Annotated in this window: 30 protein-coding genes; 28 read left to right on the forward strand and 2 right to left on the reverse strand. The window is 40.4% G+C overall.

The genetic code is table 11. From position 1 onward, the window contains the following. Nucleotides 1-183: 183 nt before the first annotated feature. The 7 genes from AUF14_RS19050 (at nt 184) to AUF14_RS19080 (ending at nt 5,860) form a co-directional block, all read left to right on the forward strand. Entirely contained in the window at nt 184-1,158 is a 975-nt protein-coding gene (locus AUF14_RS19050; RefSeq protein WP_070503862.1) for a hydroxyacid dehydrogenase, read from the forward strand. 59 nt (nt 1,159-1,217) lie between these two features. Continuing rightward, nucleotides 1,218-2,567, forward strand: coding sequence for a TRAP transporter large permease subunit (locus tag AUF14_RS19055; protein ID WP_070503865.1), 1,350 nt, complete (start codon nt 1,218-1,220; stop codon nt 2,565-2,567). A 16-nt stretch (nt 2,568-2,583) separates the two neighbouring features. Further along, nucleotides 2,584-2,823: a hypothetical protein gene (locus tag AUF14_RS19060; protein WP_070503868.1), complete on the forward strand. Its 240-nt coding sequence runs from the start codon at nt 2,584-2,586 to the stop codon at nt 2,821-2,823. Nucleotides 2,824-2,888: 65 nt separating this feature from the next. Further along, on the forward strand, nt 2,889-3,587 hold the full coding sequence (locus AUF14_RS19065) for an RraA family protein (protein ID WP_070503871.1): 699 nt from the start codon (nt 2,889-2,891) through the stop codon (nt 3,585-3,587). 96 nt (nt 3,588-3,683) lie between these two features. Further along, nucleotides 3,684-5,030 (forward strand): TRAP transporter large permease subunit, encoded by a 1,347-nt coding sequence (locus AUF14_RS19070; protein ID WP_070503873.1) that lies wholly within the window; start codon nt 3,684-3,686, stop codon nt 5,028-5,030. A gap of 10 nt (nt 5,031-5,040) precedes the next feature. Continuing rightward, nucleotides 5,041-5,259: a hypothetical protein gene (locus tag AUF14_RS19075; RefSeq protein WP_083291815.1), complete on the forward strand. Its 219-nt coding sequence runs from the start codon at nt 5,041-5,043 to the stop codon at nt 5,257-5,259. Between the two features lies 1 nt (nt 5,260). Next, nucleotides 5,261-5,860: an acetate and sugar kinases/Hsc70/actin family protein gene (locus AUF14_RS19080; protein WP_070503875.1), complete on the forward strand. Its 600-nt coding sequence runs from the start codon at nt 5,261-5,263 to the stop codon at nt 5,858-5,860. A gap of 213 nt (nt 5,861-6,073) precedes the next feature. Here AUF14_RS19080 and AUF14_RS19085 read toward each other — a convergent pair whose 3' ends face one another. After that, complete coding sequence (locus AUF14_RS19085) at nt 6,074-6,940, reverse strand: MurR/RpiR family transcriptional regulator (RefSeq protein WP_070503878.1); 867 nt, start codon at nt 6,938-6,940, stop codon at nt 6,074-6,076. Nucleotides 6,941-7,170: 230 nt separating this feature from the next. Here AUF14_RS19085 and AUF14_RS19090 point away from each other — a divergent pair, with 230 nt between their 5' ends. The 12 genes from AUF14_RS19090 to AUF14_RS19145 all read left to right on the forward strand — a co-directional run bounded on the left by AUF14_RS19090 (nt 7,171) and on the right by AUF14_RS19145 (nt 17,456). Continuing rightward, entirely contained in the window at nt 7,171-8,190 is a 1,020-nt protein-coding gene (locus AUF14_RS19090) for a Gfo/Idh/MocA family oxidoreductase (protein ID WP_070503880.1), read from the forward strand. Between the two features lie 20 nt (nt 8,191-8,210). Next, on the forward strand, nt 8,211-9,188 hold the full coding sequence (locus AUF14_RS19095) for a Gfo/Idh/MocA family protein (RefSeq protein WP_070503883.1): 978 nt from the start codon (nt 8,211-8,213) through the stop codon (nt 9,186-9,188). Between the two features lie 239 nt (nt 9,189-9,427). Next, nucleotides 9,428-9,724, forward strand: a complete 297-nt coding sequence (locus AUF14_RS19100; protein WP_070503886.1) for a PTS sugar transporter subunit IIB — start codon at nt 9,428-9,430, stop codon at nt 9,722-9,724. 9 nt (nt 9,725-9,733) lie between these two features. Beyond that, a complete protein-coding gene (locus AUF14_RS19105) occupies nt 9,734-10,978 on the forward strand; it encodes a PTS galactitol transporter subunit IIC (RefSeq protein WP_070503888.1) in 1,245 nt (414 codons plus the stop codon). Nucleotides 10,979-10,996: 18 nt separating this feature from the next. Beyond that, nucleotides 10,997-11,461: a PTS sugar transporter subunit IIA gene (locus tag AUF14_RS19110; RefSeq protein WP_070503890.1), complete on the forward strand. Its 465-nt coding sequence runs from the start codon at nt 10,997-10,999 to the stop codon at nt 11,459-11,461. A gap of 113 nt (nt 11,462-11,574) precedes the next feature. Then, nucleotides 11,575-12,504 (forward strand): sugar-binding transcriptional regulator, encoded by a 930-nt coding sequence (locus AUF14_RS19115; RefSeq protein WP_070503893.1) that lies wholly within the window; start codon nt 11,575-11,577, stop codon nt 12,502-12,504. A gap of 179 nt (nt 12,505-12,683) precedes the next feature. Continuing rightward, nucleotides 12,684-13,577: an aldo/keto reductase gene (locus tag AUF14_RS19120; RefSeq protein WP_070503895.1), complete on the forward strand. Its 894-nt coding sequence runs from the start codon at nt 12,684-12,686 to the stop codon at nt 13,575-13,577. Between the two features lie 4 nt (nt 13,578-13,581). After that, complete coding sequence (deoC, locus tag AUF14_RS19125; protein WP_227656400.1) at nt 13,582-14,268, forward strand: deoxyribose-phosphate aldolase; 687 nt, start codon at nt 13,582-13,584, stop codon at nt 14,266-14,268. Nucleotides 14,269-14,354: 86 nt separating this feature from the next. Then, nucleotides 14,355-15,023 carry an HAD family hydrolase gene (locus tag AUF14_RS19130; protein WP_070503898.1) on the forward strand — a complete coding sequence of 223 codons (669 nt, stop codon included), beginning with the start codon at nt 14,355-14,357 and terminating at the stop codon, nt 15,021-15,023. Between the two features lie 219 nt (nt 15,024-15,242). Continuing rightward, nucleotides 15,243-16,223: an aldo/keto reductase gene (locus tag AUF14_RS19135; RefSeq protein ID WP_070503900.1), complete on the forward strand. Its 981-nt coding sequence runs from the start codon at nt 15,243-15,245 to the stop codon at nt 16,221-16,223. 116 nt (nt 16,224-16,339) lie between these two features. After that, nucleotides 16,340-16,957: a flavodoxin gene (locus AUF14_RS19140; protein WP_070503903.1), complete on the forward strand. Its 618-nt coding sequence runs from the start codon at nt 16,340-16,342 to the stop codon at nt 16,955-16,957. 91 nt (nt 16,958-17,048) lie between these two features. Further along, nucleotides 17,049-17,456, forward strand: a complete 408-nt coding sequence (locus tag AUF14_RS19145) for a MerR family transcriptional regulator (protein WP_070503906.1) — start codon at nt 17,049-17,051, stop codon at nt 17,454-17,456. Between the two features lie 95 nt (nt 17,457-17,551). Here AUF14_RS19145 and AUF14_RS19150 read toward each other — a convergent pair whose 3' ends face one another. Then, nucleotides 17,552-18,301, reverse strand: a complete 750-nt coding sequence (locus tag AUF14_RS19150) for a DeoR/GlpR family DNA-binding transcription regulator (RefSeq protein WP_070503909.1) — start codon at nt 18,299-18,301, stop codon at nt 17,552-17,554. 243 nt (nt 18,302-18,544) lie between these two features. On the opposite strand from AUF14_RS19150, the gene AUF14_RS19155 reads away from it, so the two are divergent. The 9 genes from AUF14_RS19155 (at nt 18,545) to AUF14_RS19200 (ending at nt 25,628) form a co-directional block, all read left to right on the forward strand. After that, nucleotides 18,545-19,240: a ribulose-phosphate 3-epimerase gene (locus AUF14_RS19155; protein ID WP_102866499.1), complete on the forward strand. Its 696-nt coding sequence runs from the start codon at nt 18,545-18,547 to the stop codon at nt 19,238-19,240. A 12-nt stretch (nt 19,241-19,252) separates the two neighbouring features. Further along, nucleotides 19,253-19,810 carry a 6-phospho-3-hexuloisomerase gene (gene hxlB / locus AUF14_RS19160; protein WP_070503915.1) on the forward strand — a complete coding sequence of 186 codons (558 nt, stop codon included), beginning with the start codon at nt 19,253-19,255 and terminating at the stop codon, nt 19,808-19,810. 9 nt (nt 19,811-19,819) lie between these two features. Beyond that, complete coding sequence (locus tag AUF14_RS19165) at nt 19,820-20,959, forward strand: mannitol-1-phosphate 5-dehydrogenase (RefSeq protein ID WP_102866500.1); 1,140 nt, start codon at nt 19,820-19,822, stop codon at nt 20,957-20,959. Nucleotides 20,960-20,968: 9 nt separating this feature from the next. Next, nucleotides 20,969-21,400 carry a PTS sugar transporter subunit IIA gene (locus AUF14_RS19170; protein WP_016178576.1) on the forward strand — a complete coding sequence of 144 codons (432 nt, stop codon included), beginning with the start codon at nt 20,969-20,971 and terminating at the stop codon, nt 21,398-21,400. Nucleotides 21,401-21,728: 328 nt separating this feature from the next. Next, nucleotides 21,729-23,174 carry a PTS mannitol transporter subunit IICB gene (locus AUF14_RS19180; protein WP_102866502.1) on the forward strand — a complete coding sequence of 482 codons (1,446 nt, stop codon included), beginning with the start codon at nt 21,729-21,731 and terminating at the stop codon, nt 23,172-23,174. 105 nt (nt 23,175-23,279) lie between these two features. Then, nucleotides 23,280-24,161: a LysR family transcriptional regulator gene (locus AUF14_RS19185; protein ID WP_102866503.1), complete on the forward strand. Its 882-nt coding sequence runs from the start codon at nt 23,280-23,282 to the stop codon at nt 24,159-24,161. A 193-nt stretch (nt 24,162-24,354) separates the two neighbouring features. Continuing rightward, nucleotides 24,355-24,870: a flavodoxin gene (locus AUF14_RS19190; protein ID WP_070503927.1), complete on the forward strand. Its 516-nt coding sequence runs from the start codon at nt 24,355-24,357 to the stop codon at nt 24,868-24,870. Between the two features lie 20 nt (nt 24,871-24,890). Continuing rightward, nucleotides 24,891-25,304: a cupin domain-containing protein gene (locus tag AUF14_RS19195; RefSeq protein ID WP_070503930.1), complete on the forward strand. Its 414-nt coding sequence runs from the start codon at nt 24,891-24,893 to the stop codon at nt 25,302-25,304. 12 nt (nt 25,305-25,316) lie between these two features. Beyond that, on the forward strand, nt 25,317-25,628 hold the full coding sequence (locus AUF14_RS19200) for a carboxymuconolactone decarboxylase family protein (RefSeq protein ID WP_070503933.1): 312 nt from the start codon (nt 25,317-25,319) through the stop codon (nt 25,626-25,628). Nucleotides 25,629-25,743: the final 115 nt, after the last annotated feature.

The following is a 25,743-nucleotide window of genomic DNA, read 5'->3' on the forward strand; positions in this document are numbered from 1 at the left end:
TTTCAAAACGTTTCAACTATTTCATCAAATGAAACGTTTTCTTTCGTGAAACCAGTATAGCACACTATCCCAAAATTAAGAAAGCGCTTTATAAAGGCTTTTGTTGAATTAAAAAAAGTTGGCACAGGGGTTGCATATAGAAAAGTGTAAGACTTACAAAAACAATTTGGAGGAATGAAAGCAATGGGATATAAAATTTTATTACCACAAGAAATTATGCAAGAAGGCCGTGACTATTTAGAATCTCGCGGATATGAATTGATTGATGGCTCGGGTAAAGAAGAAGAGGATATTATTCGTGACATTGAGGATATGGATGGCATCATCGTTCGTTTATCTCAAATGTCTAAGGAAGTGTTTGAAGCAGCCCCAAAATTAAAGGTTGTTGCTCGCCATGGTGCTGGCTATGATACGGTTGACTTGGAGGCAGCAAAAAAACATGGAGTGATGGTCTGTAATGCGCCGATCGCTAACAGTATGTCGGTAGCTGAACTAGCTGTTTTCTATATGTTGTATTGTTCACGTAATTTCAAGAAGGTTCAGAAGCATTTTATCGATGACTATTATTACGCAAAGCTTCGTCTTCCAAAAGTTGAATTGGACGGAAAAACAGTAGGCTTGATTGGTGTTGGGAATATCGGGTCGCGGGTTGCTAAAAAAGCGTTGCATGGATTCAACATGAAAGTCATTGCTTATGATCCTTATAAGACACAAGAAGAGGTTCCGGAAGGTGTGGAGTTGACCGACGACTTCGATCGAATCTTTAAGGAAAGCGATTTTGTTTCTCTTCACTGTCCAGCAAATCAAGAAACGACTGGCTTTGTTGGTAAAGAGCAATTGGAATTAATGAAATCGACAGCCTATTTCATCAATACGGCTCGCGGCAAGATCGTAGTGGAAGAAGAGCTTTATGAGATCATGAAGAATGAAAAAATTGCTGGTGCAGCTTTAGATGTAATGCAGAGTGAACCGGTCGATCCTCAAAATCCATTACTTCATCTAGACAATGTTGTTGTCGCACCACACGTTGGAGCAGCAACGAAAGAAGCGACTGATCGAGCGTCTCTACACTGTGCTATGAGTATCCATGAAGTTTTGAGTGGGGAAAAACCGACCTGGCCTGTCCCAGAGATGAAAGAAGAAGCAGTCTTGAACTAAAAATCAAGAGTTTTCTGCATCTTCCCTGGTGCAGAAAACCATAAAATGGAGGGTTATTTATGGGTATTGGAATTCTTTCACTGATCGTGTTTATCGGCGTCATTCTTATCTGGTTCTTAGTTGTCAAACGCTCGATCGGCGAATCAATGTTTTTAGGTTTTATTGCGATTTGTGCACTGGGAGGAAAAGATGCTTTTGTTCTATTTTATGAAGGGGTGAAGTATGCGGCAACGTATGAGGTGTTGTACGCAGCGTTAGCCTTTGTGGTGATGGCGTATATCTTTGATCTATCTGGTGTGCTGGAGGGTCTTATAAATATTTTGAATTCGCTATTAGGTAGGATTCCTGGAGGCGCGGCTTTCATGGATGTCATTGCATCAGGCGCGCTTGGACTTATTTCTGGATCTACAACTGGTAATGTGGCAGCACGAGGTGTGTTCACGATTCCTTGGATGAAAAAGACCGGATTCAGTGATGAATTGGCAACCACGATTGCCTCGGGAAATGCTGGAATGGCCGTTGGTTTTCCGCCGAATGCTTCCATGTTTATTTTGTTAGGATTAGCACCGATTGCAGCCCAAGTCTCAGAAGGTCAATTGTATCTGGCGATGTTGATTGCAGGAACGTATCAGATTCTTTGGCGTTTCTTAATCGTAGGTTTCTTTATCAAGAAAAATAAAATTAAAGGTGTTACTGAAAATGTTCGGCCAATTAAGGAGACACTAAAAGAAGGCTGGCCATCGCTCTTTGTCTTCCTTGGTGCAGCGATTCCGATTCTTTTAACCATGAGTCCTATTGCTGTTTTCCTTGGATCAGAAAATATGGTTGGTCCTGAAGGTATGGATACGATCTCGTTGATCACTTGGATGCCGATCGTCATTAGCTTTATCTGTATCGTTCTTGGCTGGAAGAATTTTCCTAAGAATGGCAAGGGCTGGATCAAGATCGCTGAAAGTTCAATCTCGAAGTTTTCATCAATCGGCGCTGTATTATTGTTTGCTTTTGCGGCAAGTAATGTTTTAGGACTGTTAGGTATGGGTGAAGAGTTAACTGCATTTTTAGGTTCCTTGTCTATTGCTCCGTGGTTAATGGTAATAATTGTTGGAGCGATTGTAGTCTTAGTGGCTTGTCCACTATCATCAACTGCCACACTGACTGTTGTCGGCTTAGTCGCTTATTCTGCACTCACCTCAGTTGGTGTAAATCCAGTAATCGCTGTTGCGGCAGTCCTTGCTTGGGCTTCTACAGAAGGTGAATCAATGCCAACATCAGGAGGAATTTATGTAGCAGCCGGGATTGCCGAATCGAATCCAGCAAAATCCTTCGTCCCATTATTTGTATACTATGTGATTCCTGTAATGGCTATCGGCTGGATGATGTGTTGGGGTTGGCTGCCATTGCCGGTTTAGAAAGTGAGGGTGTGAAATGAGAGAATTAGTGAAAAAACTATTTACATTGTTTGTTTTGATCTTTATGGTCGGTGGGACTCTTTTAGTTGTCGCACAGCTATTGGGAATGATCTTGAGAAATGGACAGTTAATGATTGATGCCACGAATTATATTGGCATGCCAACCTTTATCTGCTCGGCCATTGCCGGATTTTTGGGTTTTATTTACAGCTATTTCCCAAAAGAAACAGAAGGTGAAAAAGCTGAAGCAAAATAGAGTTGACTGTTTTAAAAAGTCACATTCGTTATTAAGAAATCGTTTACAATAAAGGAGAAGAAAAAATGACTATTGGAAATCGTGTTTATCTTAAAAGAAGTTTGCCAGAAAAAGAGTTAGTCGAAAGATTCAGTAAATTACCAGCCGCAAATGTGGCGGATTGCATGTCTCGTGTATTTGCCTTGAATCCCGAAATTAAGCTAATGTCATCACCAGAAAAAAGAATGTGCGGCGTTGCTCTAACCGTGAAAGCGCGTGCCGGGGATAACTTGATGTTGCATCAATCACTGAATATGGCACAAGAAGGAGATATCATCATTCTTTCTAATGAGGGCGATCGCTCACGAGCATTGATGGGAGAAATCATGTACAAATATTTGGCAGACTTCAAGAAGGTTGCTGGGATCGTGATTGATGGACCTATCCGTGATATTGATGTTCTAGGCAATGAGAAATGTCCGATTTACGCAACAGGAACAACACCAGGCGGACCGTTTAAAGAAGGTCCAGGTGAAGTCAATACACCAATTGCGATTGGTGGAGTTCCAGTGCTTCCGGGAGATATTATTTTAGGAGATCAGGATGGTATCTTGGTAATACCTAAAAAAGATGCTGAAGATTTGATTGAAAAAGCAGAAGCCAACGCTGAAGCAGACAGTGCGAAGGTACAAAAAGCATCAACTGGATCTGCGGATCGTTCATGGGTTGATCGGACACTGGAAAGTAAAAAGGTTGAATTTATCAACGCCGAATTTAACGATTAATTAGGATCAGCTGAAACATGAATTCCGTGTTTCAGCAATCCTTTTCAGTATACCTATCTGCCAACTAAGTGTACATAATTGGACGGAGGACTCAACATGGGAAACGCATCACTTGCACTAATCATATATATTTTACTAATCATTGTTTGGGCAACAGTCATTAAAAGAAATATGGCAGAGGGTATGCTGTTAGGATTCATTGTCGTAGCGATGTTTGGCGGAAATGATTTTTTTACCTATTTAAGAATAGGTTTTTTTAGCGCATTATCGAACGAGGTATTGTTTGCATCATTAGCCTTTGTTTTAATGAGTTATTTGATTAAGGAGTCAGAGCTTTTAAAAGGCATTTTAGAGATTTTTCAGTCTTTGTTAGGAAGGTTGCGGGGTGGACCGGCTTTTGTCAATATTGGGCTTTCTGCCATTCTTGGAATGCTATCAGGTTCCAATTCGGCGAATACCGCAACCTCAGGAACTTTCACCGCTCAATGGATGATCGAAACCGGTTGGAAAAGAGAAACGACCGCGACTCTATTAGCAGGAAATGGTGGTCTAGGTGCTGGTTTTCCGCCGAGCGCCTCAATGTTCATCATGTTGGGGTTCTCCGAGATCAGCGGTTTGATCACGGAAGGACAGCTGTATATTGGACTGTTCGTTTCGGGAATCTATCAAGTCGTTTATCGAGTTTTCTTAGTATTGTATTTGATGCGTAAAGAGAAAATTTCTGTGGATTGCTCTGAGCATCATTTGACATTAAGGAAAGCTTTAAAAAACTATTGGTCTTCCTTGATAGTTTTTCTGGGGGCGATCATTCCGATCTTGATTACGATCGGACCGGTGCGTCAATTTTTCAATCAACGAGAAATGGAAGAGGCTTTATCTAATATTTCTTTATTAACTTGGATTCCAATTTCAATGATTTCCATTATTTTAGTTCTGGGAAGAAAAAAACTAAGGAAAAATATTTCGAATCCTTCTTATTTGGTCAAAACCCTTTTTCCACACTATAAGAATATAGGTGGGATTCTGCTGTTTGCCTTTGCAGCTAGTGAGTTGTTTGCGCAGTTGAATTTGGCAACTGAGCTGGTAGCAGTATTCAATCAATTGAACTTTGCAAAACCGATTATGGTACTGCTGGTAGGTCTGTTAGTTGTGTTGGTTGCCGGACCGTTATCATCAACTGCGACATTGACTTCCATCGGATTGATCGCCTTTAGTGCTTTAGTCAGTGTCGGCGTTCCCGCTTTGCAGGCAGTTGTGGCAATCCTTGTTTTTGCCTCAACAGAAGGGGCATCTCCACCAGCTTCAGGCTCGATTTTTATTGCCGCAGGACTTACCGATAGCCAACCGGAGGCCACCTTTTATCCCTTGATCAAGTTTTTTGTGTTCCCGATTACTCTGATTGGCTGGTTGATCGCGATGGGTTTCTTGCCGTTGTTTGTATAAGGAGAAGATAATGAAGAAAATTTTGGAGTATCTCATAATAATTGGATTCGTACTATTTTTTTTCGGTGGCTTGATTCTTGTCTGTACACAAATCGCTGGGTTGATTTTTTTTAATCAGTCATTGGTTATTGCCGCCCGAAGCTATTTTTCTTGGATCTTTCCATTGACTGGATTAACAGGTCTATTGTGTTGGATTTATTCATATTTAAAAGAAGGGGAGGATCATTAAAATGAAAATTTTAACGATTGATGCAGGCAGGTATAGCTTAAAATGGGCGTTATTCCAGCTTCCTCAAGGAGAAGAGCTTGCTTCTGGAATCTTTGAGTCGATTGGCAAAAAAAGCAGCTTCCGGAGATTTCACTGGAAAACATTGAATGATACCAAAAGAATAACTATCACTGATCAAGAAAAAGCTGTACAAGCCCTTTTAGCGGAATTAGTTTATTTTTCGGTGGTTGATTCATTGGATGAGATTGATAGTATCGGACATCGTGTTGTCGCTGGCGGTGAATATTTTAGAGAATCCACTATTGTTCCAAAAAAGAAAGAAGCCAAAGTAACGAAATTAGGAACCTATATCTTACTAAACAATTGTATCCAAATAGAAACCATGAATATTTTTCAGCAATTACTGCCGCAAAAGCTTAATGTAGCTGTGTTTGATCATTCGATTTGCAAAAAGAAACATGAAGAATGGTATTATCCATTAAGGAACATTCGCTCGGTCAACCAACGGCCATTCGTTCACACGCTAAACAATTATCTTCAAGATGGAAGAATTATTGCTGAGGACGTCTATGAGATGATTGGAGAAAAAGTGCGTGTTTAAGGCATGTCTTAAATAGCGAATAATCATGTGTGGGATAAGAAATTATTAAGTATTTCGATACGCTTTTTTTAAGTGATTTTATTATTATAGTTGTGTTTAGCGAATCTAAGAGCAAACAAAAGGAATCATTGAAAATAAATAATATCGATATCATCGTAAAGTTCAAAAGCGATTCTACTTAACGAACATAAAGTAGATTCGCTTTTTTGTGGTTTACGGATTATCTGACAATATCCCATTTTCGATCCAGCCATTTTTTCGTTTGAAGTCGGCAAGATTTTGCTGGAAATCCTTCGCATATAATAGTGAGAAGAGTGTATCTAAAATATACTCAAAAGCTACCTGAGAAGAGAAGGTACTGACTTTTACATAATCCATTTCCTCTTGGGTGAAGACAAGTGACCGTGCCGCCAGAGGAATCAAATTCGATTGACTGTTGCCTGTCAGTAGGATCGCAGGAATATTTTCGTTTATAAAGTGCTTCATCATTCGTTCGTATTGCGGCACGCGTGCCCGATAGGTAATGAAAATCGCGCAGTCATTACTGGTTAGGCTGGCGGCATTCCAATCCTCGTCTGCGTATTCATCTGCAATGATCAAGAATTTATTGATCTTAACAAGTTTGTTTTGAAAGCTGCGGGCCCGAATCTGGGAATCTCCTTGGGCAAATAGAAAGATTCGTTCGGCCTTAGCCAATAGATCGGCTGCGTCATCAAGAACTTGATCATCTAATTGGGCATAGGTGCGTTGGACCGTGTTGATGGTTAAATCGGCAATTTTTTTAGCGATTTCTTTGGTTGAGTCTTGTGGTAAAAACGGGAAATTGGCATCGACAGGGTTCGACCGATAAATGTCACTATGGGCAATCTCAGAAACCGCCACTCGAAAATCGCGAAAGCCGTCAAACCCCATTTTTTGAGCTAAGCGAATCACTGATGAATGGGAGGTATAGGTATTTTTTGCGAGATCTGCGACGTTGATTGCTGGAATTGTTGTTAAATTCTGTAAGATATAATCAGCGATCCGTTTTTCCGTATTGGTCAGATCCTTTTGCATTCGTAATTTATCGATTAATAACATTCCATCACCTTTTCATTTAGGTTAACTACCATCCATTCTATCATAACGCAATTTCACCGATTTCAGAAGAAACGGCCTCATTTTGAAGCTTTTTTTGGATAAAATGTTCAGAATTTATGCGTATGCATACGAAAGCTTGGATAAAACGACCTGTTTTACTGAATCTTCTTTTCAGGAGGAGTCGTTCTTATATAATAAAGTTATCAAAAGAAATCTGGAGGAATCTATTCATGTTAACTATCGCATATATTGGAAACGGCAAAAGCACTAATCGCTATCACTTACCATTTTCAACTAAATTAACCGACAAAATCAAGGTCAAAACGATCTATTCACCTAGCGGCCGCATTACCTGGGAGAAAAATCCTGGCACCAATTATACATCAGACATCAACGATATTTATAATGATCCAGAAATTCAATTAGTTGTCGTAACGACGCCAAGTCCATTGCATTTCAAATTAGGCAAAGAAGTCTTGGAGCACGGGAAAAATGTTCTGATCGAAAAGCCTTTTACTGAAACCTCTGAGGAAGCGAAAGAGCTATATCGTTTGGCAGATGAAAAAGGCTTGTTCATTCAGTGCTACCAAAACCGTCGCTACGATTCAGACTTTTTAACCGTACAAAAAGTAATCGAAAGTGGTGTGCTGGGAGATTTATTGGAAGTTGAGATGCACTATGATTATTTCCGGCCAGAGGTTCCTGAAAGTGTTGAGCATTTTTCAATCGGAACAAGCTATCTATACGGACATGCTTGCCACACATTGGATCAGGTGATCTCTTATTTTGGCCGCCCAGATGATGTGCATTATGAAGTACGCCAGCTTTTAGGCGATGATCGAATGAATGATTACTTTGATCTGGATCTGTTTTATGGTCGGATGAAGGTCTCGGTGAAATCCAGCTATTTCCGTTTGAAGGAACGTCCGAGCTTTGTGGTTTACGGGAAAAAAGGTGTTTTTGTTAAGGAAACAAAAGACCGTCAAGAAGAGCACCTGAAAATGTTTTATATGCCTGAAAACGAAGATTTCGGGATTGATTTGCCTGAGCATTATGGTACGCTGACTTATATGGATGACGAAGGCGTGTTTCATGAAGAGAAGGTCGTTTCAGAAATCGGCGATTATAGCCGTGTCTACGAAGATATCTATGAAACGTTGATTAACGGCAAACCTAAAGCCGTCAAAGATGAAGAAACGCTGCTGCAAATCGAAATGTTAGAAAAGGGCATCCAACAAGTCTCAAAATAGCAGAGAAAGAGGGAGTAGTAATGAAATTAGCCATTTTTGGTTCTGGCAAAATTGTTCAAGAGTTTTTAGCAATCACGAAGGATTTACCGGAGATTCAATTGAAAGCTATCATGGGCACAAAACGAAGTCAGGAAAAAACGGAGAAAATTCAAGCAGAATACAAAATCGAAGCCTCCTACACGGATATTGATGAGTGTCTAAAAAGTGATGCCTTTGATACGGTTTACGTAGCAGTACCGAATCACCTGCACTACAGCTTTGCAAAAAAGGCACTAGAAGCTGGAAAGCACGTGATTTGCGAGAAGCCATTTACGTTGAAGGCAGCTGAATTATTGGATTTAGAACAGCTAGCACTAGAAAAAGATCTGGTATTAGTGGAAGCTATTACGAATCAATATTTGAAAAATTTCCAAGGGATTAAAGAAGCTGTTAAAAAGATTGGCACCTTGAAAATCATTGAATGCAACTACTCACAATACTCTTCCCGCTATGATGCGTTTAAGGAAGGAACAATTTTACCCGCTTTTAATCCAAAAATGGGCGGCGGGGCGTTGATGGATATTAATATCTACAACATTCATTTAGTTGTTGGTTTATTAGGAAAACCAGAACGAGTACAGTACTATGCTAACATTGAACGGGATATCGACACGTCAGGTATGCTGCTGCTGGATTATGGAAATGTAAAAGTAGTTTGTATCGGCGCCAAAGATTCAGAAGCCACAATTCGCTCGACGATTCAAGGGACAGAAGGATCAGTGATCGTCAATGGTCCAACCAACACCTTGGATAGCTACAGCACACAACCATTGGCTGGCGACATCGAAACCTTTGATCACAAGGATCATCCCCATCGGATGTTTGATGAATTCAAGCTATTCAATCAAGTGATTGAAGACAAGGATATGACATTTGTTAAAAAGCAGCTGGATCATAGCAAGATCGTTATGGAAATTGTCGAAGCAGCGATTAATGATGCAGGGATTATTTTGGGATAGTTGGAATATAGTAAAAACGGCGCAGACTTTGTAATTGAAAAGTCTGTGTTTTTTTTATGACGATTTATATTCGAAAGATATTTGACCTCATAATCCTTTATTTTTCTTTTTCTAATCTTTTTTGAATCTAGGTTTGACAAAATGTAAGCGCTACCTTATAATAGAATTGTTCATATGATTAATAACTGTTCAAATGATCATAATTCAATTGCTCAAATTGAAGCGAAAGGAGATTCTAAATGAAAACGTATAAAATACTAATTGCTTGTGGTAGCGGGATCGCGACGAGTACGGTAATTGCCAATCGTGTTAAAGACCTAGTTTCAGATGCAGGCTATGATGTGAAAGTGGAACAAGTCAAGGTTGTTGAAGTAGAAAAGCTTGCGGCAGATTTTGACTTAATCGTCGCTAGTACTCAAATTCCGCAAACAATTACAACCCCTTATGTGTTTGCAATTAATTATTTAACAGGAATCAATAAGGAGGCAACAGATAAGGAGATTTTAGATAAAATGTCGACGATCGCTTCAAAATAGGAGGAGCACATGGAAATACTAAATTGGATTTTAGGATTAGGGGCGGCAGTTATGCTGCCGATTATTATGTTTGTTTTTGGTCTGATCATGGGAGCCGGGTTCTCCAAGTCATTTCGTGCTGCAATTACGATCGGGATCGGTTTTACCGGGATCAATCTGGTCATCAATTTACTTACAGGTGAATTGGGGCCAGTGGCTCAAGCTATGACTGAACGATTAGGATTGAATCTTAAAATTATCGACATTGGCTGGCCGGCAATGTCCTCCATCTCTTGGGCTTGGGTAGCCTCGGCGTTGGTCATCCCGATCGTTCTGGTCATCAATTTTATCATGCTGACGTTTAAGCTAACAAAAACATTGAACGTAGATTTATGGAATTATTGGCAGTTTGCTTTTATTGGTGCAGCTGTTACTGCAACAAGCGGCAGTATTGTTTGGGGCTTGGTAGCTGCGGGAGTGGCATCAGTCATCGCTCTTCTTTTGGCGGATTATACGCAACCGTATATCGAAAAATTCTTTAAAATGCCTGGCATCTCTCTGCCGCATTTGACGGCTCTGGGCTTTATGCCACTAGTGATTCCTTTGAATTGGCTATTTGATCGCATTCCGGGGATCAATAAATTATATGCCGACCCAGAAACGATTCGTAAACGTTTTGGTATTTTTGGCGAACCGATGTCGATGGGGCTGATTATCGGAGCTTTACTAGGTATTTTCGGCGGCTTAGCGTTAGACAAGATTTTAGGCTTAGCGATTACGATGGCTTCGGTCATGTATTTGATGCCAAAAATGGTGGCGATTTTGATGGAAGGGCTGATCCCGATTTCTGAAGCGGCAAGAGATTTCATGACAAAACGCTTTGGTGATCGTCAAATCTTTATCGGTTTGGATGCGGCGGTTTCCTTGGGTGATCCGGCAGTTATCGCAGTAGGGTTGATCTTAGTACCGATCACGATCGTCCTGTCATTTATCATTCCCGGCAATCAGTTATTGCCTTTTGCTGACTTAGCGGTTATTCCGTTCATCGTTTGTCTGATTACGGCGATGTCCAGAGGAAATGTTATTCGCTCCATTATCATCGGAACGATCGTTATGGCTTGTATTTTATTGATTGCAACGAACCTTTCGCCTGCTGAAACCATAATGGCGGCGGATGCTGGTGTAAAGATACCAGAAGGTGCATCACAGATCGGGAACTTAGACCGAGCAAACCTCATTACTTGGGTGCTGGTCAAAGTGTTCTCAATATTTTGATAGTTAGGAAGGAGCAGTATGGGCAAAACCCTCTTTTTTGAAAAACTGATTTTTTTAGATGAACAGTTTAAAACCAGCGACGAGCTTTTTGCATTCATCTGTCCAAAATTATTAGCAGGCGGATGGGTCAAAGAAAGTTTTCAAGAAGCTGTTATGGCTAGGGAAAAAGTTTTTTCCACCGGCTTGCAGACGGAACCAGTGGCTGTTGCGATTCCTCACACAGACGCAGAACATGTGAAAAAAAGCTTTATTGCCTTTATTAGACTTCGTAATGAGGTTGCTTTTGAGCATATGGGAATTCCCGGGCAAGAAGTCCTGGCAAAATTTGTGTTCATTCTAGGAATCGCGGAAAAGAAAAAACAGGTGGTGATCTTAAGTAATATGATCGCAACCTTTGCGGATCCGGAACTGATGGACTCGTTATTAGAAATGATGAATAAAAGGGATATTCAGTTGCGACTAAACGCACAAATTAATGGTTAATTAAGGAATGGGCGAAGAATAGTCAACTTCTTAGCCCATTTTCCTTATCGTGACAAGGTAATCATAATCATGTTATAATTTCTTGATTGAATCAAAGAAACAGGTGATTTTTTTTGGATAATGAAAAGCATCAGCTTATTAAAATTGCGGATATGTATTATAATCGCGAATTAACTCAGCAGCAAATAGCCAACACGTTGGGGATTTCTCGAATGAAGGTTTCCCGCTTATTGCAAAAATCAAAGGATCGGGGAATTGTGAAGATTTCCATTGATTTTGGGAATATATTTGTTGATTTAGAACGAGAAATAGAAGAGAAGTACCACTTGCGCAATGTCATTGTCGTTTCTGGTGTCACTGATGATACGAAAAATGAGATCGCTAGTGCCGCTGCTTTTTATTTGAATAATTCTCTGCGCACTGGGGATCAGGTTGCTATCGGCTGGGGCACCACCATGCGTTCAATGGTGGCTTACTGTGAGGGAGATTTTAAAAAGAAAGTCCAGTTTTCGCCAATCATCGGAGGGCATGGTAAAAGTGAACTGAATCTTCATGCGAACACGATTGCGTCAGATCTTTCGAAGAGATTCAATGGGACTTCGCTTTCTTTATTAGCGCCAGCCTTTGTGGATTCACAAGAGGATAAGACTAGCTTAGTGAAGGATTCTTATGTTCAAGAGGTGTTAGCCGCAAGCCGGAAAGCCAATAAAGCCGTCTTTAGTTTAGGGAATCCTGCATTTAGTGAGAGTTCGATTCATCGAGCTGGTTATTTTTCAGATAGAGATCTGATGGATATTAAGGAAGGTGGGGCGATTTGCGATATTATTTCAATTGCCTTCTTAAATAGTCAGGGAGAATTGATTCTGAAAAATCTCACGGATCGAAGCATTGGCATCACTGAACAGGATTTAAAAGCTATACCCGAAAAAATCTGTCTAGCTGGCGGAACTGATAAGCATGAATCAATTAAAGTGGCGGTTCAAGCAGGCTTTGTGGATACTTTGATCACAGATCATGAGACAGCTGAATACTTAATGCAGTAAAAAAACGCAGGAGTCATTTTGATTCCTGTTTTTTTGGTGTCTCAAAACACTTTTTTTTGCTTGCTTGAGAGAAAGTTTTATGAAAGCGCTTGACAAAAATGAGAAAACTACATATGATGGTTTTGAGCAAATGATTAAGTTGTGTGCATATGAACAAAATTGACGATTGGAGCTAAATTATGGAATTCGTAAAATTGACTGAAGAAGTTGAATTATCTCGGGTTGCCTTAGGATTTTGGCGGTTTCTTGATTGGAAGTTGACGAAGAATGAATTTACCAGATTCATTGAGGAAGTCTTAGAGTTAGGGGTCACAACGATTGATCATGCAGATATTTATGGTGACTATACGGTAGAAGAAGCTTTTGGGGAAATGCTGACTGGTCGTGATGATCTTAAGAAAAAAATGAAGATCGTGACGAAATGCGGCATCGTTTATCCCTCAGAAACTGCTAGAGTGAAGTATTACGATACATCCAAGCAATACATTATTGGTCAGGTTGAAAAATCACTAGCGAAAATGCAGATCGAGGCGATTGATGTCTTGCTGCTACATAGACCGGATTGGTTTTGTGATCCGGCTGTGATTGCGGATGCTTTTAATGATCTCTATCAACAAGGCAAAGTGAAAGCCTTTGGTGTTTCCAATTATTTGCCGCATCAATTTAGAATGCTACAAAGCTATTGCGACCAACCCTTAGTTACGAATCAGATTGAACTATCAACGTTGAGCATGGAAAACTTCGAGAACGGCACAATTGATCTATGCCAAGAGTTCAAAATTCATCCGATGATCTGGTCGCCATTGACCGGTGGACGGATTTTTACCAGCGATGAGGCTACAGTGATTGAATTGCGTAAGGTTCTTGAGATCATTCGGGAAGAAGTGGGGGCAACTTCGATTGATGAGATTGCTTTTGCTTGGCTGCTGTCACATCCAGTAGGAATGATTCCGATCACTGGTTCTGGTGAAATAAAGTTTGTTGAAAAACCAGTAAATGCATTGAACTATAAGTTAACGCCTGAACAATGGTACATGATCTGGACTGCTGTGAAGGGCCATAAGGTTCCATAGAAAAATGAAAAAGGAAGGGAATTTAGCTATGACGATGAAAATGACCAAAGAGGAATTTGTAAAATACGTGGACCACTCACTTTTGAAACCACATTTGACGAAAGAAGAAATCATTGAGGGATTGAAATTTGCGAAGGAAGTTGGTTGTGCTTCCGTTTGTATCAATCCGAATAATTTAGAGTATGCACGGGAATATTTAGCTGGTTCAGATGTCAAGATCGGTACGGTTATCGGATTCCCGTCAGGAGCACACACCACGTTTGAAAAAGTAGCTGAGACAAAAGATGCGTATACCAATGGAGCAGTAGAAATGGATATGGTGATCGATATCGGCGCCTTGCGAAATGGAGAATATGATAAAGTTCAAGCAGACATCGAAGCCGTTGTAGCTGCTAGTCCGGCAATTGTAAAGGTTATACTTGAGGATGCTTATTTAACAAAGGAAGAAATCAAAAAAGGTTCGGAACTAGTGGAAGCGGCGGGAGCGGCATATGTGAAAACTTCAACCGGCTTCGCACCATCTGGCTCTACAGTGGAAGACTTAAGACTTATGCGTGCGACAGTCTCAGATCAGGTTAAAGTCAAGGCAGCTGGAGGGTTGAACAACTTGCAGGATTGCCTAGATGCCATTGAGGCAGGAGCCTCTAGGGTAGGTATCAGTAAAACGAAGAGCATTCTTGCTGAGTTTTAGATATTGAGGTCAAAACAGAACGAGAAAATCAGTCGTTTTTCTCGTTCTGTTTTTTCTTCTATTAAGTAGTTTAAGGAGAGAAGAGGATGGAGCTAGCAGATCGATACGATGTGTTCATTTTTGACTTTGATGGGACCTTAGCAGATACATTACCAGTTTATTTTGATTGTTTTGAGACAATTTTTACCAAATTTGATCTTGAAAAAGCAGATAAAACGGAAATCGAAAGCTGGTTTGGACCGAATGAGCTAAAATTGATCTCAAAAAGATTCGGCACACATGAAAGGATTGATGAAATCATTCAAACCTTCCTTGAAAATTATGAAGCGAAGCATCCACGGCTAGTAAAGGAAAATTTCGAAGTAGTAGACTATTTACTACATTTACAAGACAAAGGAAAAAAGTTGGCGATTTGTACCGGAAAAGGGCGAGATACATTTGCCTATTCCGCTCGTGCATTGCAGATGGAAAACATGTTTGATTATGTGGTGACTGGCGATGATGTTGATCACCCAAAGCCTGATCCAGAAGGAATCGTAAAGGTTTTAGCCGAACTGGATGTTTTGCCAGCAAATGCAATCTATTTTGGTGATTCGGATGGAGATATTTTATCAGCTAGTCGTGCGGGAGTTGATTGTGCGATAGTGAAGTGGTTTTGTCAGGATAAGCTGTTCTCCTTGGAACCAACTTATGTGATTGATACGTTTTCTCAACTTTATCAGGGTGGGATGTATTCATTTGATTGTCTTCAATAATCTAGAAGTAAGTGGTTCGTCTTTTGTTTAACAAGTTTGTTAAAGCGGCGTGGAGTAAACTAGATAAAATAAAGTAAAAACGGCGTGGACTTTTCGTTTACAAAGTCCGCGCCGTTTTTTCTTAATGTCTGAAAGATCTTTGTATGATAAGAAAAAAAGCTTGCCTTAAAGTGCACTTTAACAAGTAAACTAATAAAGTAGAAGAAAGGTGTGAAAAAGATGGAATATAAAAAATTAGGAAATACAGGATTAGATGTCTCAAGAATTTGTCTAGGCTCTATGAGTTTTGGTGATCCTAGAAATTGGATTCATAACTGGGTCTTGGAGGAAGAAGACAGTCGCCCCTTGATCAAAAAGGCGCTCGAACTGGGGATCAATTTCTTTGACACAGCCAATGTCTATTCCTTGGGCCGCAGTGAAGAAATTTTAGGAAAAGCGCTGAAGGATTATGCAAATAGAGATGAGATCGTTTTGGCAACGAAGGTTCATCAGAAAATGTTTGACGGACCGAACGGCCAAGGGTTGTCGCGAAAAGCAATTATGTCGCAGATCGATCAAAGTCTGAAACGCTTGCGGACCGATTATGTGGACCTTTATATCATTCATCGTTGGGATTATGATACACCGATTGAAGAAACAATGGAGGCGCTGCATGATGTGGTGAAATCAGGAAAAGCTCGCTATATTGGTGCTTCAGCGATGTATGCTTATCAATTTCAAAAAGCCAATGCGATCGCTGAAAAAAATGGTTGGACAAAATTTGTCTCGATGCAAAATCATTTGAATCTGATTTATCGCGAAGAAGAACGAGAGATGATTCCCTATTGTCAATCTGAAAATATTGCCTTAACACCTTATAGCCCAATGGCATCTGGCCGGTTGATCCGTGATCGCTCTGAAGCAACCAAGCGAAGTAGTACCGATGTGGCACAAAAAGCCAAATATGATGAAACGGCAGATAAGGATCAGCTGATTATTGATCGTGTGGCGAAATTAGCCCAACGATATGAAACGAATCGTGTAAATATTGCATTAGGTTGGCTGCTTCAAAAAGATCCAGTCGTTGCCCCAGTCGTAGGCGCAACAAAAATGAGCCACATCGAAACAGCAGTAGGAGCCGTCGATTTCAAATTGACAGCAGAAGATGTTTTGTATCTAGAAGAGCCGTATGTTCCGCATAAAGTGGTTGGTCATGACTAAATCTTAAGAGATCGCGCGAAACTGTGTCGTTTTTTGATGCATTTTTTTAAAAGTCTCTTGACTTAAAGTGCACTTTAGCCGATATGCTAGAACTAAAGCAAATGGAGGTAGGCGTTATGAAAAAGTTGTTTTGGTTATTACCAGTTGTCTTATTTCTTGGTGCATGCGGATCGAATGCGACGGATACGGATGAGGTGAACACCAGTGAGTCTGCTGTTCAGTCATCTGAAAGCATCGAACCCAACCAGAATCAGGAAACCAAAGATCTAGGGAAATCACTGATCGTGTATTATTCATTGACTGAAAACACAAAAGCTGTAGCTGAGGAAATTCAAAAACAAGTGAATGGCGAACTAATGCGAATTGAAACGGTTGAACCATATCCAGAGGTTTATGATGAGGTTTTAGATGTGGTGGAAGCTCAAAGGGAAGCGGGAGAATTACCAACCATTGTAAAACAAGACGTTGATTTATCTGATTATGACAGTATTTTTCTTGGTACACCGATCTGGTTTGGCGAACCAGCCTTACCAGTAGAAAAATGGATCAGTGAAAATGGGTTAGCGGGAAAGAGAGTTTATCCTTTCTTTACCAGTGGCAGCAGTTCTATTAATGAATCTATGGAACGTTACAGAGAATTACTGGATCAATCAACGCTTAGTGAAGGATTAGGCATTACCTCTTCGGATAGGAGTCAAACGGCCAGTCTTGTGAAAGAATGGTTGGCTCCGTAAATCGATGGTAACTATTTGAAGTTTCTGGTTTAAAATAGGAGCAAAGCCTGTTAAGATTTAAATGTGTTGGCAAACTAAAGGAGTGGAGAAAATGAACATATCAGAGGCTGCAGCAAAATTTAAAATGACTCCAGCAACAATCCGCTATTATGAAAAAGAGGGATTAATTCCTCCGATTACCAGAAATGTCTCTGGAATCCGTGATTTTCAAGAAGAGGACCTAAACTGGGTCGAATTTATCAAATGTATGCGAGATTCTGGGCTTTCAATTGATTCCTTAGCAAAATACTCCGAATTATATCAGCTGGGAAATGCCACGTTAGTTGAACGCAAGAAAATTTTAATCGAGGAATACCAGAAACTACTAGAAAAGCAGCAGCTGATCAATGCTACCGTCGCCCGCTTAGAAACAAAGCTGGACAATTACGATCAGATGATCCAGAAATGTGAGCAAGAAATATTTTCCCATTCAAATGACACTGTGTCGGCAAAAGGTTAGCTATCGCAAAAACTTAAATAGTTATTAGTAAAAAAACCATTGAATCAGAAGCTACAGGCAGCTTTCTGATTCAATGGTTTTAATTTGTATACAAGCTAGTCAATCAAAAGCAACTTCTTCTTACTATATTCCTTCCGTACTTTATCAGGAATATCCTCTGAAATCAGGAAACTCAAATCATCGACGGGGCCAACGATCGCGTTACTGATCGTGCCGAACTTATCATTTGTGATCATACCCAAAACTTCTGTAGAAACTTGTGTCATTTGTGCTTTTATTTCCGCTTCCTGTACAGTTGGTACACTGGTGCCTGCTTCAATATCAATATTGTAAATTCCCATGATATAAAGATCAGCTCGAACCTTTTGCAACGATTTGTAGGTTTCCACACCAAGGTTAATCATGGATTGCTTATAAAAGATTCCTCCAATGTTAATCACCTCAATGTTCGCTCGTTGCGCGAGTTCAACAGAAATTGCTGGACTATTTGTAATAATCGTTGCACGAAAATCAACTGGAATTTCCTTTACAAGTGCTAAATTTGTGGTGCTTCCATCGATAATAATCACTGAATCTTCTTTGATAAAAGGCAAGGCCTTGCGAGCGAGAGCCTTTTTTCGTTCATTATGCTCATTTTCTCGATAAGAAAAATCTGTAATCGGCGGTCCTACTCGAAGAGCCCCGCTGTGAACTCGCTTCAAGAGTCCTTGACCATCCAACTCCTTCAAATCTCGACGAATCGTATCTTCAGATACATTAAAACGATGACTTAAGTCGCTAGCGATGACTTTTTGTTCAATATTTAGCAGATCAACGATTTTTTGATGACGTTCTTCCTTCAACATAGTGCGCACTCCTTCTTGTTTCTTCCAGTTAATGATGCCATGAATGCGTTTTTGTGTCAATTACAGATGAGTTTAATCGAATATACAGGCATAAACACGCAAATAAAAAGAAAAAATGTGCATGTTTGTATTGATTTGTATTTGTTAAGCGATTACAATGAGGGTGTAAACGAAGGATGTACGGCATTCGAATCACATTGATTTTTCCGGAGAAATCGATGTATTAACAGCAGGAGGAAGCTTATGGAAAGCAGGATTATTTTGTCGCCGTCAATCATGTGCGGAGATTTGGTGAATTTGGAAAAGAGTATCAATGAATTAGAAGAAATAGGAATGGATACGTTGCATATCGATGTTATTGACGGAACGTTCAGTCCAAGCATGCCATTAGGAATTGAAACGATTAAACGGATGCGGGAAATCACTTCGATGAATTTTGATGTGCATATCATGTCGAATGACAATGAATTTTTTATTGGCGAGATGCTGAAGATCGGTGTTGAAGGAATTACCTTTCATCACGAGACTAGCTTGCATGTTGATCGGTATATTCAATTAATTAAGCATGCCGGAACAACAGTCGGGATTGCGCTGAATCCGGCGACACCCTTGAATGTTTTAGAGTATGTCTTGCCAGAAATTGATCGGGTATGCTTGATGCTGATCAATCCAGGATTTGCCACCAACAAAGCCGAGAAGCAGATTCCTTACGCACTGAAAAAAATTACTGACCTGCGTAAGCTAGTTGACGAACAAGGATTAACGCTTGATATTCAAGTGGACGGCCGTGTCTCCTTAGCGACAATCCCAGATTTATTGACCGCAGGTGCGACAAACTTAGTGCTAGGAAGTACAAGCCTATTCATTGCAGAAAATACACTAACGAAAAATCGGGAATTATTGACAGATGCGATAAATAAAGCGGTGTTGGTGAAGTAGGAGGGAAAACTAGTGGGATTTAAAAGTGTAGAACAAAAGATTACAAAGGAAATCTCTGCGACTTTAGACAATATTGCCCCAGAGGAGGTAGAGCAACTTGTAGAGGCAATTGAAACAGCGGAGCGAGTATTCTTTGTAGGCGTCGGTCGTGTACTTCTTTCATTAGAAGGGATTGCAAAACGTTTAGCTCATCTAGGTGTTCAAACAGTAGTAGTCGGACAAATTACTGAACCTGCCATCACAGAAAGGGATTTATTGATTGTAGGATCTGGCAGTGGAGAAAGCTCGTTTCCATTAGCAATCGCCAAAAAGGCCAAGAGTTTTGGCGCGACAGTGGCCCACATTGGATCAAATGCCAATAGTTCAATGAAGGAGTATACGGATATTTTTGTTAGAATCCCTGTTCAAACGAAGTTGGCTTTGCCAGGAGAAGTTCCATCGGTTCAGCCGATGACGAGTCTTTTTGAACAATCTCTACTATTATTAGGTGATAGTATCGCTTTGATGATGGTGGAGGAAAAGAATATTGATATGCATAGTCTATGGCAGTATCATGCCAATCTGGAGTAGGTGAAGAAAATGAAAGCAGTACATTTTGGCGCGGGCAATATTGGACGCGGATTTATTGGGCAGCTCTTACATCAAAATGGTTTTGAGATTTGTTTCGTTGATACAAATGCTGAATTGATCAGTCAATTAAATCAGGATGGCGGCTATAGAATTGATATCATGGACGAACAGGAGACTACTGTTTTTGTTGATCGAATCAGCGCTTTGAATAGTCTGACCGAGACAGAAAAAGTCATCACAGCTATCAAAGAAGCGGACATCTTGACCACCTCTGTCGGTGCGAATAACTTAGTAAAAATCGCACCGACGATTGCCAAGGGTTTGAGTGAACGCTTCAAACAAAAGCGCAGTATCAATATTTTGGCGAACGAGAATGCTATCAATGCCAGTAATATCTTAAAAGAAGCGGTCTATAAGACTCTTTCTCAACAAGAGGCAGCCGTTTATGATGACTATGCTTATTTTGCCAATACAGCGATTGATCGGCAATCACTTGGTAAAGTTGTTGAGGGCAAAGCTGTCGCAGTCGTTGAACCTTATTATGAATGGGTGATTAATCGCAAGCAGCTAGACCCTGCAACACCATTTGAAATGAAGCACGTGGTTTTGATTGATGACATGCAGCCTTATATTGAACGCAAGCTGTACATCGTCAACGCTGCTCATGCAGCCATTGCCTATTTAGGAGACTTACATGGATATCAAACGATTCAAGAGGCGATCCGAGACGCGGAGATAGTGAAAGTAGTGAATCAATTTTTAGCTGAGAATAGCGCCTATTTTGTCCAGAAATATCGATTTGATTCGGCCGAGTTGCAGCGCTTTATTGAAAAGGCACTTAAGCGGCAGGGAAATCAAAAATTGTCTGATGAGATTACCCGTGTAGGCGGTTCGCCTATTAGAAAATTAGGACCGAATGATCGCTTAGTCGCTCCTGTCGTAAAGCTTGAGGCACTGGGGTTGCCCTATGAAACAGGAGTGAAAGTGATTGCGGCGGGGTATCATTATCACCATTCAAATGATTCCGAGGCGGAGAAAATACATGCATTGATTGAAGAAAAAGATTTAAAAGCAACGATCAAAAAAATCTCTCATTTAGATGGGAAATTACTGGAAGAAGTAGTTGCTGCTTACGATTCAATGGGATAGGAGGGTCATATGTTAAAAGAACAATTAACAGGGAATACGATGTTTATCGACACCATCGAATCTTGGCAGGAGGCGATTCGAATGGGGGCGGAGCCTCTTGTGAACAATGGTATCGTGGAAAAAGCTTATGTTGAGGCGATCATTCAAAACGTGTTGGAAAATGGCAATTATATTATTCTTTTGCCACAGGTTGCGATGCCCCATGCTCGTCCAGAATATGGAAGCAAAGGTGTCGGACTGACGTTTCTCCGTGTGAAGGAACCCGTTATGTTTCCAGGCGAAGAACCAGTCAAGATATTTTTTACGCTTTCTTCGGATTCGCCAGATGGTCATTTGGATTTAATTGCGAATCTTGGTGAGCTGTTGAGTGATGAGGATCGGTACCAAAAATTATTTGATGTTAAAACGGAAGAAGAGCTGTTGGATTTAGTCAAAGAGTAAAGGATACCAATTTCTCTCGGTACTTCAGCGTAATTAGAGAAATGGTATACGACTTGAAAAGAGAATTGATTTTTCATAGGAAAAATCAATTCCTTAATATGAAAAAGGATGCCAGTTTCTCTTCACGCTTTAGCGGGTGTAGAGAAATGGTATACGGCTTGAAAATAGAACTGATTTTTCATGGGAAAAATCAATTCCTTAATATGAAAAAGGATGCCAGTTTCTCTTCACGCTTTAGCGGGTGTAGAGAAATGGTATACGGCTTGAAAATAGAACTGATTTTTCATGGGAAAAATCAATTCCTTAATATGAAAAAGGAGTGAAAGATATGGATGTAACGAATGAAGGAAAACAAGTATCAATGCGTGCCAGAGTTCAGGCGTTCGGCGGATTCTTGACGAATATGGTGTTGCCAAACATTGGCGCGTTCATCGCTTGGGGGATCGCGACGGCCTTATTTATTCCAACAGGGTGGTTTCCAAATGAATCGTTAAATGAGCTGGTCGGCCCAACAGTCAGTTACTTATTGCCATTATTGTTAGCATATACCGGCGGTCGCATGATTGGCGGACAGCGCGGTGCTGTATTAGGAACAATTGGAACGATTGGTTTGATCATTGGTGCAGATATTCCTATGTTTATGGGGGCCATGATCATGGGACCATTTGGTGGTTGGGTAATGAAAATGACTGACAACTTTTTAGATGGCAAAATCCCAGCTGGGTTTGAAATGGTCGTTAACAATTTTTCGATCGGGATTATCGGCTTTGTATTGATGTGCTTGTCTTATGTAGTAGTTGGCCCAACGATTCAATCAGCGAATCAATTCGTAACGAATGCGATTGAAGCTTTAGTTTCAACTGGATTCTTGCCGTTGCTGTCTTTGATAAACGAACCTGCAAAAGTCCTTTTCTTAAATAATGTGATTGATCAAGGGGTGTACTATCCATTAGGGATGCAGCAAACGTTAGAAGCCGGAAAATCCATCTACTTCATGGTGGCATCAAATCCTGGACCTGGATTGGGCTTATTGCTTGCGTATTCCTTCTTTGGAAAAAAAGTGGCAAAACGGACCGCTCCGGGAGCAATCATTATTCACTTCTTAGGCGGGATTCATGAGATGTATTTTCCATACGTATTGATGAAACCGATTACTATTTTAGCGATGATTGCTGGAGGAATGGCTGGGACACTGACATTCCAATTACTTAACATAGGATTAGTTGCTGGTCCGAGTCCTGGTTCGATCTTTTCTTACCTAGCCTTAACTTCTAAAGGGAACTTTTTTGGAGTAATCGCTGGAGTCGTTATTGCAACAGCTGTCTCCTTTTTAGTAACCTCTGTAATCTTGAAAGCAGATAAAACTCCAGATGATGATGAAAGTTTCGAAGAGTCTGTGCAAAAATCTAAAACTATGAAATCAGAAGGAAAAGAATTATTGAATGGCGAAAATGCTAAAACAGAAAGTACGCACTTAGCAAACATCAGTAAAGTTTCCTTTGCCTGTGACGCTGGAATGGGCAGCAGTGCGATGGGCGCCACGACCTTCAAGAAGAAACTGCAAAAAGCCGGCATCACGGATATTGAAGTAAAGAATTATCGGATTGAGGATGTGCCAAAGGATAGTGATATGGTGGTTGTTCATCAAGACTTGGAAGAGCGTACACGAAAAGCTCATCCACAAATGAAGATCGTTACTCTAAAAAATTACTTGCAAGATCCGGCGATCGATGAACTGGTTAATGAGATTGTTAAAGCGAAAAGTAAAGAATAATTGCGACACCGACGGAACTTTCGTCGGTGTTTTATGTGAAAGCTTTGTAAACGTACAAACAAATTTCTGTTATAGTAAAAGAAAAATAAAAAACAGAGGCGAATTATGGAAATCAGACTTTTACGTTATTTCTGGGCAGTTGCACAGGAAGGAAATATTTCGCGGGCAGCACGATTTTTGAATATTACTCAGCCAACCTTGAGTCGTCAAATCAAAGAATTGGAGGAAACTATTGGTACACCACTTTTTTATCGTGAGAAAAATCGGTTGCGTTTGACTCAGGATGGACTTTTTTTGAAAGAGCGAGCAGAGGAAATTTTAACGTTGGATGAAAAGCTGGAGCAGGCTTTTTCGGCTCAACGCAAGGAACAACTCAGTGGGACGATAACGATTGGTTGTGTTGAGGCCGATAACTCGGATACTTTGGCGATGATGCTGGAGGAGTTAATTAGTGATTATCCCCAAATTCGGTTTAATTTGGTCACAGGTACGAGTGATGATATCTCGGATCGTTTGGAAAAGGGCATATTGGATATGGCTATTTTGATTGAACCGATTGTTTTAAATGATGTTGAGGTGCTGAGTTTGCCAAGAGAGGAAAATTGGGGTTTCTTAGCGTCGAAGGAACTATTTATTGCCAATAAAAACGCTCTACGTCCGGAAGATATCAAAGGTTTGCCAATCTTGTGTTCTGGACGATCAGAAGTTCAAAAGCTATTAACAGAATGGTCAAAAATACCATACGATCAATTAAACATTGTTGGCAACTACAATTTGATTTTCAATATTTTGCCGTTAGTTGATCATAAAGTTGGGATGGCATTGGCGATTGAAGGGGCTATATCTGATCGAAAATTAGAAAATACGGTTTTTATTCCTTTGGACCCTGTTGTAAAAACAAATTGTGTCTTAGTTTGGAAAAAACGAGTGCAGACGCCAGCTGCACAAGAATTGATCAATCGATTTAAACATGCTTTTAAGCTATAGTGCTATGACTTTATAGGTATTAGACATAGTAGTGCATACGTCGTATTCTGAAGATGTTCAGGATACGACTTTTTTGCGAGTTGCGCTCACCATAGTTTTATAGAGACACGAAATGTGTGTTTTTACAGGAAATAGTGAACAACTTACTTGGAGGAATCGTATGCAACGAAAAATAAAATCGAGGAGGGAGCTTATGTCAGCCGTAGTTATCTATTTTTCAAGAGCTGGTGAGAACTACCTTAATGGGACAAAACAAAGGATTACTAAAGGAAATACAGCCGTCCTAGCAGAAAAAATCAGTCACGCGTTGGCGATCGAGAGTTATGAATTATTGCCAAAGATTGCTTATTCAGAAAGCTATGACGAGGCGGTTCAACAAGCGGAAAAAGAGAAACAAGCTTATACACGGATTGATTATGAGAAGCTGCCAATTGATTTAACTCAAGTGGACAGCATTTTTCTGGGTTTTCCTAATTGGTGGGGCACTTATCCGCAGATCATTGCGACTTTTTTAGCGGATCAAGAGTGGAAGAATAAGGTGATCTATCCATTTTGTACTCATGAAGGTAGTGCCTTTGGTTCAAGTATCCAAGATTTACAGGCGGCATGCTCTGGCGCTGAGATCAAAACAGGTTTAGCTGTACGCGGTTCAAAAGTTGATCGCTCAGAAATAGCGGTAAAAAATTGGCTGCTGGCTTATTCAAACTAATTAATCGGAGGGAATTTATAATGACAAAACATCAAGAAGTAAAACAAGGCGTGATTTTTCCAATTGGAGAAAAGAATGAAGCTTACGCACAATATTTTATTGGACAAAGCTATCTTCAATCGTTGGTTACTGATCCAGCAATCAACGTGGGAGTAGCGAATGTAACTTTTGAGCCTGGCTGCCGTAACAACTGGCACATTCATCATGACGGTTATCAACTATTATTGGTGACAGGTGGAGAAGGCTGGTATCAGGAAGAAGCTAAAGCGCCGCAATTTTTACAAGCTGGAGATGTGATCGTTACCCATGATGGAGTCAAGCATTGGCATGGCGCCGCAAAAGATAGTTGGTTCGAGCACATCGCCATCACTGCCGGGACACCAGAATGGTTGGAGCCGGTTAGTGATGAATGGTACGACAAATTGGAAAAATAAGGGGAGAATATCATGAAAAAACAAACAGCTGGAAGAGAACAATTAGGAGAATTTGCCCCACAGTTTGCAGCATTAAATGACGATGTGCTATTTGGTGAAGTTTGGGCAAAAGAGGAAGAGCTTTCGGCTCATGATCGCAGTATGATTACGTGCTCTGCGCTTTTAGCCATGGGAGCACCGCAATTGGAAGCTCATCTAAAAATCGCCAAAGAAAACGACGTGACAAAAGAAGAAATTAGCGCATTGATTACTCATTTAGCATTTTATGCCGGCTGGCCTAAAGCTTGGAGTGCTTTTACGATGGCAAAGGAAATTTTTGAATAAAAGTGAAAACAACGATCCTGTTCAGTGAGTAGGATCGTTGTTTTTATGTACCGATAGTTTTTGTAGCTCACAAAGTAAAGAGCTCAGCTGCCCCAGTAGAAAAAGCCATAATAGA

It is taken from the genome of Enterococcus avium (assembly GCF_002891025.1).
Classification (GTDB): domain Bacteria; phylum Bacillota; class Bacilli; order Lactobacillales; family Enterococcaceae; genus Enterococcus_A; species Enterococcus_A avium.